The sequence below is a fragment of the Escherichia sp. TW14182 genome (genome assembly GCF_000208525.1).
Classification (GTDB): domain Bacteria; phylum Pseudomonadota; class Gammaproteobacteria; order Enterobacterales; family Enterobacteriaceae; genus Escherichia; species Escherichia ruysiae.
This window is the reverse complement of record NZ_AEJZ01000252.1, coordinates 22,439-34,735: the sequence shown is the minus strand read 5'-3', so window position 1 is coordinate 34,735 and position 12,297 is coordinate 22,439. Positions and strand designations below refer to the sequence as shown.

The following is a 12,297-nucleotide window of genomic DNA, read 5'->3' as shown; positions in this document are numbered from 1 at the left end:
ACTATCAGTAAGTTGGAGTCACTACCAAGGCGCACATGATACCGGAGTTAATCATTTCAGGGGAAGACGCGAAAGGTGAGTTCTTGATGTCGGTTCCGGGAAAAATGCTGCTTTGCAGCGTTTGCTTGTTGGCTGTGGAGAAGGGGCGCAACATTGTCTGGTTGAAGAAACCTTCTCCTTCAGAGCCATAGTCCCCTTTACATTTAAGTTGTAATATAAATGCACCTTAAGAGTGTGGAGGCAGCATGTCCGGTAAGCGTATCTCTCGTGAAAAACTGACGATTAAAAGAATGATCGATCTTTATCAAGCGCAATGCCCGCAGGCGTCAGCGGAGCCGGGGCATTACGATGCGCTGTTTGCTTACGCGCAAAAGCGGCTGGATAAATGTGTGTTCGGCGAAGAGAAACCAGCCTGTAAGCAGTGTCCGGTTCACTGTTATCAGCCAGCAAAGCGTGAGGAGATGAAGCAGATTATGCGTTGGGCAGGGCCGCGAATGCTGTGGCGTCATCCGATCTTAACCGTGCGTCATCTGATTGATGACAAGCGTCCGGTGCCGGAATTGCCGGAAAAATATCGCCCGAAGAAACCACGTGAATAGCGTGCCGGATAGATCTTCCTGTCCGGCACTCCAGACGATTAAACCAACGCCGCTTTATCAATTCCCAGCCGCTTCATCCGTGACAGCAGGGTCGTGCGTTTTAACCCCAGACGTTGCGCAGCGCCTTTCGGACCCGCGACTACGCCGTTCGTCTCTTTTAATACGCGAACAATCAGTTGATATTCATCTTCGCCTTCCTGAGCGACGACCGTTGCAGCAGGCGGCGTTTCGGGTTCTGGCAGTGAGATATCGGGTAAAGAGAGTTGTAGAACATTACCGCGAGTCAGCAGTACCGCACGCTCAATAACATTTTCCAGTTCGCGCACGTTACCCGGCCATTCCATGTTGCTCAATATGCGCAGTGTCTCGGCAGGAATGCTGTCGATATTGCGCCCCAGTCGGCGGGCAATTTTGAAGGTAAAGGCTTTCGCCAGCAGCGGAATATCTTCCGGGCGCTCGCGTAACGGCGGCAGGTGGATCGGGAAGACGTTCAGGCGGTAATAGAGATCGCTACGGAACTCGCGGTCGGCGACCATTTTTTTCAGATCGCGATTAGTTGCGGCGATTAAACGCACGTCTGTCTGAATGATTTTGTTGCTGCCGAGGCGTTCAAACTCCTGCTCCTGTAATACGCGCAGCAACTTCGGCTGTAACTCCAGTGGCATATCACCCACTTCATCGAGGAACAGCGAACTTTTATCCGCCAGTTCAAAACGACCGATGCGCTGGGCGCTGGCACCGGTAAAGGCACCACGTTCATGACCAAACAGATCGCTTTCCAGTAATCCGGCAGGCATGGCGGCGCAGTTCATTTTCACCATGCGACGATTATTACGCCCACTGAGATTATGGATTGCGCGGGCAATCAGCTCTTTACCCGTGCCAGTTTCACCGAGGATCAGAACGGTACTGTCGCTTTGCGCCACCATTTCAACTTGTTTAAGCACGCTGTACATGGCTTCGCTGCGACCAATAATCTCGCCAAATTCACTATCCACTTTGTTGAGTTGTTCCGTCAGGGCAAGGTTTTCATCAACCAGCCGCTCTTTCAGACGGTGGATTTCCTGGTAGGCGAGGGCATTATCCACGGCGATTGCCACTCGTTCGGCAATCTGGCGCAGCAAACTCAGGTTGGTGGTGGTAAATGTTTTCTCTTCGCACTGTGCCAGTTTCAGCACGCCCAGCATGGTATTGCCAGACATCAACGGCAGCAGGCACAGCGTCTGGATCTGGTTGCCCCAGGTATCGAACAACATGCGTTCGTAGGGGGCTAAATCATCCCGCTCGTGGAGATTAATCAGCAGCATCTCTTTGCTTTTAAATACGCGCTCGGTGAGGGTTCCGGCCTCATCAACTTCACTCTGTTCGTGAGTGGGATGCTGTTTATCGAGATAGTGAGTGGAGTAGACGTTGAGTTTGTTTTTGCGGTGGCTGCGTAAGACGATGCTGATATCGTCAATGTCGAAGTAGTAGTGGATCTCTTTCGCCACTTCGCTGACCAGTTCGTCCATGTCCAGGCGGGAGAGTACCGCATTGGTGATGGCAACCAGAATGCGGAAGTTATCCCGTTCCCGACATAACAGTTCGTAGTCGACATTGTTGATGATGCGACTCTGAATTTGCTCGGTGACAACAGAAACAATCTGCGTAAAAGTTTGCAGGCGATTGAACTCTTTTTCGCTCCACGGGCGATCGTCATAACGAATAAATTCACAGCCGCCAAAAATATGTCCTTCCGCTGCCTGTGGCATCAGGCAATAGTGACCAAATTTAGGGTATAGCCCGCTTGTGGCCAGTTGTGGCCAGGTTTCACAAAATTCTTCGTAGCTGCAATGCAGCGTATCAGGACGTGACAAAATGCTGCGCACCGGCCCATGTGCCAGAACGGTTTCGTCTTCGTATTTTATAGGGGGTTCTTTGTCACGCGACGCGTAATAAGTCGCACGTTGAGTCTGCGCTTGCCACAACACAATCGCCGCGTTGTCGGCGAGCGCAGAACGCTTTACCAGTTGCGAAAGAGCCTCACACAGCGAGGCCAGATCGGGCTGCTGCAATAGTGTCCGAGTGATGTCGAACAACCCTTGTTGCCCGAGATCACTCATCGGTGTATACGACATGTTGTTCTTCCAGGAAAGCACCGCTAAGCGGTGCAAAAGGTAAATGACAAATTATAGGAGCTTTAGATTTTTATTAGCATATACGAGGCAGCGGTTCGGCGTGAGGTAGATCGAGAGTTCGTTTCACGCCATAAAGCCCTGCGAGACGAACACCTTTACGTTCCACCACTTCGCCAATTAACGCCGCATCCTGTCCTAGTGGATGGGAATGCAGCGCCGCCAACACTTGCTCAGCCGCGTTACGCTCTACGGCAATCACCAGCTTACCTTCGTTGGCAAAGTTGAGGGCGTCCAGCCCCAGCAGCTCACAAACGCCGCGCACGGCAGGTTTAACCGGTAGCGCAGCTTCTGAAAGTTCAATGCCGCAACCGCAGGCTGCCGCAAACTCATGAACCACCGCATTCACCCCACCACGGGTGGCATCGCGCAGCGCCTTCACGCCGGGAATGTCTCGCAGCGTCTGAATCAGCGGCGTCAGCACCGCGCAGTCGCTGACCAGTTCGCCATCCAGCCCCAGTTGTTCGCGCAAGTTAAGGATAGTCGCACCGTGGTCGCCGAGCGTACCGCTAACCAGCAATACATCGCCGGCGGTCAGGGTTTGTGCACCCCAGTGAATATTTGCCGGGATCGTGCCCATGCCTGCGGTGTTGATAAACAGTTTATCTGCCGCGCCGCGCTGCACCACTTTAGTATCGCCAGTAACAATGGCAATACCTGCCGCACGGGCGGTTTCTGCCATGCTGGTCACTACGGCTTTCAGTGTCTCCATCGGCAATCCTTCTTCGAGGATAAAGCCACAGGAGAGATAGCGCGGAATAGCGCCACTGACCGCAACGTCATTCGCGGTGCCGCAAATTGCCAGCTTGCCGATATTGCCGCCAGGGAAAAACAGCGGGTCAATGACGTAACTGTCGGTGGAGAACGCCAGACGGTCGCCTTCCGCTACCAGCTGCGCCAGATCAAGACGTGCCTGATCTTCCTGCTCTGCCAGCCACGGGTTGGCAAAGGCTTCCATAAACAGGCTGTTGATTAATTGCTGCATCGCCTGGCCGCCGCTGCCGTGGGCGAGTTGGATATTATTCACGCTTCACTCTCCTGCTGACGATACTGATACCACGCGGCGCACGCTCCTTCAGAGGAGACCATCAGCGCGCCGAATGCGGTTTGAGGATTACAGGTGTTACCAAAAAGCGGGCATTGATGCGGCTTACATTTGCCCGTCAATACTTCGCCACAGCGCGCGCGTGGATCATCGCAAACCTGCTGCGGTGCCGGGCGGAAATGCGCTTCAGCGTCAAATCGCTGATAATCCGGCGTCAGATGCACGCCAGAAGATTCGATCACCCCAAGGCCACGCCATTCGCTATCGCCGTTAACACAGAACACGTCGGCTATCGCCTGTTGCGCCAGCAGGTTACCTGCGTCAGGCACCACCCTACGGTACTGATTCTCTACTTTGCTGTGGGCCGCTATTTTCTGCTCTACCAGCATCACCACGCCTTGTAGTAGATCAAGTGGTTCGAAACCAGCGACCACCAGCGGACGATTAAAATCGCTGGCGATAAAATTATAGGCATCAGTGCCGATAACCATACTAACGTGACCGGGCGCAAGAAACGCGTCGATACCGTTATCTGGCTGTTCCAGCAAACTGCGCAGCGTCGGGATAAGCGTAATGTGCTGGCAGAAGAAGTAAAAATTCTGCACATCGCGGGCTTTCGCCTGTTGCAGAGTGATGGCCGTCGTCGGCATGGTGGTTTCAAAACCTAAGCCGAAGAATACCACTTTACGGGTTGGATTCTCCTGCGCCAGTTTCAACGCATCCATTGGCGAGTAAACGATGCGCACATCGGCACCGCGTGCTTTTGCCTGCAACAGCGAACCCTGTTTCCCTGGTACGCGCATGGCATCGCCAAAGGTACAGAAGATGACTTCCGGATGGCTGGCAATCTCCACGCAGGTGTCGATTCTACCCATTGGCAGTACGCACACCGGGCAACCCGGACCGTGGATAAACTCAACGTTTTCCGGCAGTAACTGGTCGAGGCCGAATTTAAAAATGGCGTGGGTATGACCGCCACACACTTCCATAATGCGCAGAGGGCGTTCGGCAGTGTAAGAGAGATGTGAAGCACGTTCGCGCAGATGCTCAATTAACTGCATCACCTGTTCCGGCGCGCGATATTCATCAACAAAACGCATTATTTTTCCTCGCCATACAACAGCGCGCCAACATCCGGCTCAACGTCAAACATATTTTGTAATGCGTCGAGGGTGTCGCGCGCTTCGGCTTCATTAATTACGCTCATGGCAAAGCCAACGTGAACCAGTACCCACTGGCCCACGCGCGGCTGACCGTTTTCATCGCAGCTGCCGACTAACGTTAAATCGACATCGCGCTGAATGCCGCAGACGTCGACTTTCGCCTGGTTGCCGTCAATGGTGCGAATCTGGCCGGGAACGCCTATGCACATCGCTGTGTCTCCAGCCAGTTCAGCCACTGGTCCATCCCTTCGCCGCTGGTGGCGGAAATGAGGATGATTTCAATTTCTGGATTGACTTCGCGGGCGCAGGCGATGCATTTCTCAACGTCGAAATTGAGATACGGCAGCAGGTCAACTTTGTTGAGCAGCATCAGCGAGGCGGCGGCAAACATATGCGGATATTTCAGCGGTTTGTCTTCGCCTTCGGTAACGGAAAGCACCGCCACTTTGTGTTTTTCACCGAGATCGAAGCTGGCCGGGCATACGAGGTTGCCAACGTTTTCGATAAACAGAATACCGTTATCGTCCAGCGGCAGACGCGGTGCGGCGTCGGCAATCATCTGTGCGTCAAGATGGCAGCCTTTACCGGTGTTCACCTGAATCGCTGGTGTGCCGGTAGCGCGAATGCGTGCGGCATCGTTCACGGTTTGCTGGTCGCCTTCAATAACCGCGCACGGAACGCTGTCTTTCAGGCGCATTAAGGTTTCCGTCAGCAGCGTGGTTTTACCGGAACCGGGGCTGGATACCAGGTTGAGCACCAGTTGATTACGGGCAGCAAAACGCGCGCGGTTACGTTCAGCCAGGCGATTATTTTTGTCCAGCACGTCAATTTCGACTTCCAGCATCCGGCGCTGGCTCATGCCCGGCGCGTGTGTGCCTGCTTCGCCATGACCGTAATGCAGGTCGCCCTCTTCGGTCTGGCTGGGGGTAAATTCAGGCGCTTTAATGCCGGTTATTTTCATCTTCGGGCGTGCAGCCGGGGCAAAAGGCGCGCTACGAAACGCGGAATGAGGGTTATGTTCATCACCCTCGATATACAGGTTGCCTTCACCGCAACCGCATGTTGTACACATCGCTCACTCCTGGTCTATTTCTATCCGCCGAATCTGTAAACCGTCGTCTGCCACAATGCGCAGCATGTCGCCATGACACTGTGGGCAGCGGCGGACGCGCTGGGTCAGTAGCGTCACATACTGTTGGCATGTTTCACACCAGCATTCGGCCTCTTGTTCTTCGAGGTGCAGTTTACAACCTTCCGCCACGCTGCCACGGCAAACCAGATCAAAACAAAAGGCAAGAGAGCTGGTTTCGACACAAGAAAATGCGCCAATTTTGAGCCAGACCCCAGTTACGCGTTTTGCACCGTGCTTTGCGGCCTGTTGTTCAATCAATTCCAGTGCCCGTTGGCAGAGGGTTATTTCGTGCATATCGCCTCCCATTAACTATTGCCAGCTATAAGCAATAATTGTGCCAGTGTTGACTATCCCTGCGGTGAATAATGTCGATGATGTCGAAATGACACGTCGACACGGCGTCGAAATTCAGCGGAATCATAAAAATCACCTAAATAACAATGAATTAAAAATTGGCACAAAAAATGCTTAAGGGCAGGCATCTCTGTTAAACGGGTAACCTGACAATGACTATTTGGGAAATAAGCGAGAAAGCCGATTACATCGCACAGCGGCATCGTCGCCTACAGGACCAGTGGCATATCTATTGCAATTCGCTGGTTCAGGGGATCACGTTATCAAAAGCGCGTTTGCATCACGCGATGAGCTGCGCGCCAGATAAAGAACTCTGTTTCGTTCTTTTTGAACATTTTCGCATTTACGTCACCCTGGCGGATGGCTTTAACAGCCATACCATCGAGTATTACGTCGAAACGAAAGATGGCGAAGACAAACAGCGGATTGCACTGGCTCAGTTGAGCAGTGACGGCATGATTGATGGCAAGGTCAACATCCGTAATCGCGAACAAGTGCTGGAACACTATCTCGAAAAAATCGCCGGCGTTTACGACAGCTTATACACCGCCATTGAAAACAATACCCCGGTGAATTTAAGCCAACTGATAGAGGGACAAAGCTCGGCAGCATGAGCTGAGGCTTTGCCCGTTTTGCAGGCGTCATGCCTGTTTGGGGATGGGCGTGTCGATGAGTGTCGAAAATGACATTTCATCGGCATGTTTTCGTCAAAAATGACAATCACCTGAGGAATGCCTGGTGAATCGTTTTGTAATTGCTGACTCCACGCTCTGTATCGGCTGCCACACCTGTGAGGCCGCCTGTTCAGAGACGCATCGCCAGCACGGCCTGCAATCCATGCCGCGCCTGCGAGTGATGCTAAATGAAAAAGAATCTGCACCGCAGCTCTGTCACCACTGTGAAGATGCGCCCTGTGCGGTGGTCTGCCCGGTTAATGCCATCACCCGCGTTGATGGTGCCGTGCAGTTGAATGAAAGTCTGTGCGTAAGCTGCAAACTTTGCGGCATCGCCTGCCCGTTTGGCGCAATTGAATTTTCCGGCAGCCGTCCGCTGGATATTCCGGCAAATGCCAATACCCCGAAAGCGCCACCGGCACCGCCTGCTCCGGCGCGTGTCAGCACATTGCTTGACTGGGTGCCGGGCATTCGCGCGATCGCCGTCAAATGTGATCTTTGTAGCTTTGATGAACAAGGTCCAGCTTGCGTGCGGATGTGCCCAACCAAAGCCCTGCATCTGGTGGATAACACCGATATCGCCCGCGTCAGCAAACGTAAGCGTGAGCTGACTTTTAATACGGACTTTGGCGATCTCACCTTGTTTCAGCAGGCTCAAAGTGGAGAGGCTAAATGAGCGCAATTTCCCTGATCAACAGCGGCGTGGCGTGGTTTGTTGCCGCCGCTGTTCTGGCATTTCTCTTTTCTTTTCATAAGGCGCTGAGTGGCTGGATAGCCGGGATTGGCGGCGCGGTTGGTAGCGTATACACAGCAGCAGCAGGTTTCACCGTGCTGACGGGGGCGGTCGGCGTGAGCGGTACGCTGTCACTGGTAAGCTACGATGTGCAAATCTCTCCGCTTAACGCGATTTGGTTGATAACCCTCGGCCTGTGCGGCCTGTTTGTCAGCCTCTACAACATTGACTGGCATCGCCACGCGCAGGTGAAATGCAACGGTTTGCAGATCAATATGCTGATGGTTGCCGCCGTGTGCGCCGTCATTGCCAGCAATCTGGGCATGTTCGTGGTAATGGCCGAAATCATGGCTCTGTGCGCGGTGTTTCTCACCAGCAACAGCAAAGAGGGCAAACTGTGGTTTGCGCTGGGGCGTCTTGGCACTCTGCTGCTGGCGATTGCCTGCTGGCTGCTCTGGCAACGTTACGGCACGCTGGATCTGCGCCTGCTGGATATGCGCGTGCAACAGCTGCCGCTCGGTTCCGATATCTGGCTGCTCGGCGTGATTGGCTTTGGTCTGCTGGCCGGGATTATCCCGCTGCACGGCTGGGTGCCGCAGGCTCATGCTAACGCTTCTGCGCCTGCTGCCGCGCTGTTTTCCACGGTGGTAATGAAAATCGGCCTGCTGGGCATTTTAACCCTGTCTCTGCTGGGCGGTAACGCGCCGCTGTGGTGGGGAATTGCGCTGCTGGTGCTCGGCATGATCACCGCGTTCGTCGGTGGTTTGTATGCGCTGATGGAGCACAACATCCAGCGTCTGCTGGCTTACCACACACTGGAAAATATCGGCATCATCCTGCTGGGGCTGGGGGCTGGCGTAACGGGTATCGCGCTCGAACAACCGGCGCTGATTGCTCTTGGCCTGGTCGGTGGCCTGTACCATCTGCTTAATCATAGCCTGTTCAAAAGCGTACTGTTCCTTGGGGCGGGTAGCGTCTGGTTCCGTACTGGTCATCGCGATATCGAAAAACTCGGCGGCATTGGCAAGAAAATGCCGGTTATCTCCATCGCCATGTTAGTCGGGCTGATGGCAATGGCTGCGTTGCCGCCGTTGAACGGTTTTGCCGGTGAATGGGTTATCTATCAATCCTTCTTCAAACTGAGCAATAGCGGAACGTTCGTTGCCCGTCTGCTGGGGCCGCTGCTCGCCGTGGGGCTGGCAATTACCGGTGCGCTGGCGGTGATGTGTATGGCGAAAGTCTATGGCGTTACGTTCCTCGGCGCGCCGCGTACCAAAGAAGCCGAAAACGCCACCTGTGCGCCGCTCCTGATGAGCGTCAGCGTGGTGGCACTGGCGATTTGCTGCGTGATTGGCGGTGTTGCTGCGCCGTGGCTGCTGCCGATGCTGTCAGCAGCTGTACCTCTGCCGCTGGAGCCTGCTAACACCACCGTTTCTCAACCAATGATCACGTTGCTGCTGATTGCCTGCCCGCTGCTGCCATTCATCATTATGGCGATTTGCAAAGGCGACCGCCTGCCGTCGCGTTCCCGTGGCGCGGCATGGGTGTGCGGCTACGACCATGAAAAATCAATGGTGATTACTGCTCATGGTTTTGCCATGCCGGTGAAACAGGCGTTTGCGCCGGTGCTGAAACTGCGCAAAGTGCTGAATCCAGTGTCGCTGGTGCCGGGCTGGCAGAGCGAGGGGAGTGCGTTGCTGTTCCGCCGGATGGCGCTGGTTGAACTGGCGGTGCTGGTGGTGATTATTGTTTCACGAGGAGCCTGAGAATGAGTGTTTTATATCCGTTAATTCAGGCGCTGGTGTTATTTGCCGTTGCGCCGCTGCTCTCCGGTATAACCCGCGTGGCGCGCGCACGCTTGCATAACCGTCGCGGACCGGGCGTGTTGCAGGAATATCGCGACATTATCAAACTGCTGGGGCGTCAGAGTGTTGGCCCGGATGCCTCCGGCTGGGTGTTCCGCCTGACGCCATACGTGATGGTGGGCGTCATGCTGACTATCGCTACCGCGCTGCCGGTGGTGACCGTCGGTTCTCCGCTGCCGCAACTGGGCGATTTGATCACCTTACTGTATCTCTTTGCCATCGCGCGTTTCTTCTTTGCCATTTCCGGTCTGGATACCGGTAGCCCGTTTACCGCTATCGGCGCGAGCCGTGAAGCGATGCTCGGTGTGCTGGTCGAGCCGATGTTGTTGCTCGGCCTGTGGGTCGCGGCGCAGGTTGCCGGTTCCACCAACATCAGCAACATCACCGACACCGTTTACCACTGGCCTCTGAGCCAGAGCATCCCGCTGGTGCTGGCACTCTGTGCCTGCGCATTCGCCACCTTTATCGAAATGGGCAAACTGCCGTTCGACCTGGCGGAAGCCGAGCAGGAGTTGCAGGAAGGGCCGCTCTCTGAATACAGCGGCAGCGGCTTTGGCGTCATGAAATGGGGTATCAGCCTGAAACAGCTGGTGGTGTTGCAGATGTTCGTCGGGGTGTTTATTCCGTGGGGACAAATGGAAACCTTCACCGCTGGCGGGCTGCTGCTGGCGCTGGTGATTGCCATCGTCAAACTGGTGGTCGGCGTCCTGGTTATCGCGCTGTTCGAAAACAGCATGGCCCGTCTGCGTCTTGATATTACTCCGCGCATTACCTGGGCTGGGTTTGGCTTTGCATTTTTAGCGTTCGTCTCCTTGCTGGCGGCGTGATTAAAGAGAGTATGAGCATGTCTGAAGAAAAATTAGGTCAACATTATCTCGCCGCGCTGAATGAGGCATTTCCGGGCGTCGTGCTGGATCACGCCTGGCAGACCAAAGATCAGCTGACCGTGACCGTAAAGGTGAACTATCTGCCGGAAGTGGTGGAGTTCCTCTACTACAAACAGGGTGGCTGGCTGTCGGTACTGTTTGGTAACGACGAACGCAAACTGAATGGTCATTACGCCGTTTATTACGTGCTGTCGATGGAGAAGGGGACTAAGTGCTGGATCACGGTTCGCGTCGAAGTTGACGCCAACAAACCGGAATATCCGTCCGTGACGCCGCGCGTTCCGGCGGCGGTGTGGGGCGAGCGTGAAGTGCGCGATATGTACGGTTTGATTCCGGTTGGTCTGCCGGATGAACGTCGTCTGGTGCTGCCGGATGACTGGCCGGATGAACTTTATCCGCTGCGTAAAGACAGCATGGATTATCGTCAGCGTCCGGCACCGACCACCGATGCTGAAACCTACGAGTTCATCAACGAACTGGGCGACAAGAAAAACAACGTGGTGCCGATTGGCCCACTGCACGTTACCTCCGATGAACCGGGTCACTTCCGCCTGTTCGTTGACGGCGAAAACATTATCGACGCCGACTACCGCCTGTTCTACGTCCATCGCGGCATGGAAAAACTGGCGGAAACCCGTATGGGTTACAACGAAGTGACCTTCCTGTCGGATCGTGTTTGCGGGATCTGCGGCTTTGCCCACAGCACCGCCTACACCACGTCGGTGGAAAACGCGATGGGTATTCAGGTGCCAGAACGCGCGCAGATGATCCGCGCCATTCTGCTGGAGGTGGAACGCCTGCACTCGCATCTGCTCAACCTCGGCCTCGCCTGTCACTTTACCGGCTTTGACTCCGGCTTTATGCAGTTCTTCCGCGTGCGTGAATCTTCCATGAAAATGGCGGAGATCCTCACCGGGGCGCGTAAAACTTACGGTCTGAACCTGATCGGCGGGATTCGTCGCGATCTGCTGAAAGATGACATGATCCAGACCCGTCAACTGGCGCAGCAAATGCGTCGTGAAGTACAGGAGCTGGTGGATGTGCTGCTGAGTACGCCAAATATGGAACAGCGCACCGTCGGCATTGGTCGTCTGGATCCGGAAATCGCCCGCGATTTCAGTAACGTTGGCCCGATGGTGCGCGCCAGCGGCCACGCTCGTGATACCCGTGCTGATCACCCGTTTGTCGGTTATGGCCTGCTGCCGATGGAAGTTCACAGCGAGCAGGGCTGCGACGTTATTTCGCGTCTGAAAGTGCGTATCAACGAAGTCTTTACCTCGCTCAATATGATCGACTACGGCCTGGACAATCTGCCAGGCGGCCCGCTGGCGGTGGAAGGATTCACCTACATTCCACACCGTTTTGCGCTGGGCTTTGCCGAAGCGCCGCGCGGCGATGATATCCACTGGAGCATGACCGGCGATAACCAGAAGCTGTACCGCTGGCGCTGTCGTGCCGCGACCTACGCGAACTGGCCGACCCTGCGCTACATGTTGCGCGGCAACACCGTTTCTGATGCGCCGCTGATTATCGGTAGCCTCGACCCTTGCTACTCCTGTACCGACCGCATGACCGTGGTCGATGTGCGTAAGAAGAAGAGCAAAGTGGTGCCGTACAAAGAACTCGAGCGTTACAGCATTGAGCGTAAAAACTCGCCGCTGAAATAAGGAA

At 54.9% G+C, this 12,297-nt stretch carries 12 protein-coding genes; 6 read left to right on the top strand and 6 right to left on the bottom strand.

All coding sequences use genetic code 11. The features are described from left to right. Positions 1-245: 245 nt before the first annotated feature. Complete coding sequence (locus EQY_RS0118795; protein WP_000015504.1) at positions 246-599, top strand: nitrous oxide-stimulated promoter family protein; 354 nt, start codon at positions 246-248, stop codon at positions 597-599. Between the two features lie 38 nt (positions 600-637). Here EQY_RS0118795 and flhA read toward each other — a convergent pair whose 3' ends face one another. From flhA to hypA, 6 genes are all read right to left on the bottom strand, one after another. Beyond that, the gene (gene flhA, locus EQY_RS0118790) at positions 638-2,716 is read right to left on the bottom strand and encodes a formate hydrogenlyase transcriptional activator FlhA (RefSeq protein ID WP_024212650.1); all 2,079 of its coding nucleotides are present in this window, start codon (positions 2,714-2,716) and stop codon (positions 638-640) included. Between the two features lie 73 nt (positions 2,717-2,789). Next, complete coding sequence (hypE, locus tag EQY_RS0118785; protein WP_001059921.1) at positions 2,790-3,800, bottom strand: hydrogenase maturation carbamoyl dehydratase HypE; 1,011 nt, start codon at positions 3,798-3,800, stop codon at positions 2,790-2,792. Further along, positions 3,797-4,918 carry a hydrogenase formation protein HypD gene (hypD, locus tag EQY_RS0118780; protein ID WP_001212986.1) on the bottom strand — a complete coding sequence of 374 codons (1,122 nt, stop codon included), beginning with the start codon at positions 4,916-4,918 and terminating at the stop codon, positions 3,797-3,799. The genes hypE and hypD overlap by 4 nt, the downstream gene beginning before the upstream one ends. Further along, the gene (gene hypC / locus EQY_RS0118775; protein ID WP_000334881.1) at positions 4,918-5,190 is read right to left on the bottom strand and encodes a hydrogenase 3 maturation protein HypC; all 273 of its coding nucleotides are present in this window, start codon (positions 5,188-5,190) and stop codon (positions 4,918-4,920) included. Before hypC ends, hypD begins: the two co-directional genes overlap by 1 nt. Beyond that, a complete protein-coding gene (gene hypB, locus EQY_RS0118770) occupies positions 5,181-6,053 on the bottom strand; it encodes a hydrogenase nickel incorporation protein HypB (RefSeq protein ID WP_000337678.1) in 873 nt (290 codons plus the stop codon). The genes hypC and hypB overlap by 10 nt, the downstream gene beginning before the upstream one ends. Positions 6,054-6,056: 3 nt before the next feature. Continuing rightward, entirely contained in the window at positions 6,057-6,407 is a 351-nt protein-coding gene (gene hypA / locus EQY_RS0118765; RefSeq protein WP_001516945.1) for a hydrogenase maturation nickel metallochaperone HypA, read from the bottom strand. A 212-nt stretch (positions 6,408-6,619) separates the two neighbouring features. On the opposite strand from hypA, the gene hycA reads away from it, so the two are divergent. From hycA to hycE, 5 genes are all read left to right on the top strand, one after another. Next, positions 6,620-7,081, top strand: coding sequence for a formate hydrogenlyase regulator HycA (gene hycA, locus EQY_RS0118760; protein ID WP_000158051.1), 462 nt, complete (start codon positions 6,620-6,622; stop codon positions 7,079-7,081). A gap of 124 nt (positions 7,082-7,205) precedes the next feature. Continuing rightward, the gene (hycB, locus tag EQY_RS0118750) at positions 7,206-7,817 is read left to right on the top strand and encodes a formate hydrogenlyase subunit HycB (protein WP_001079186.1); all 612 of its coding nucleotides are present in this window, start codon (positions 7,206-7,208) and stop codon (positions 7,815-7,817) included. Then, complete coding sequence (gene hycC, locus EQY_RS0118745; RefSeq protein ID WP_001274377.1) at positions 7,814-9,640, top strand: formate hydrogenlyase subunit 3; 1,827 nt, start codon at positions 7,814-7,816, stop codon at positions 9,638-9,640. Before hycB ends, hycC begins: the two co-directional genes overlap by 4 nt. 2 nt (positions 9,641-9,642) lie before the next feature. Continuing rightward, positions 9,643-10,566 carry a formate hydrogenlyase subunit HycD gene (hycD, locus tag EQY_RS0118740; RefSeq protein ID WP_000115224.1) on the top strand — a complete coding sequence of 308 codons (924 nt, stop codon included), beginning with the start codon at positions 9,643-9,645 and terminating at the stop codon, positions 10,564-10,566. A gap of 17 nt (positions 10,567-10,583) precedes the next feature. Continuing rightward, a complete protein-coding gene (hycE, locus tag EQY_RS0118735) occupies positions 10,584-12,293 on the top strand; it encodes a formate hydrogenlyase subunit HycE (RefSeq protein ID WP_001288118.1) in 1,710 nt (569 codons plus the stop codon). Positions 12,294-12,297: the final 4 nt, after the last annotated feature.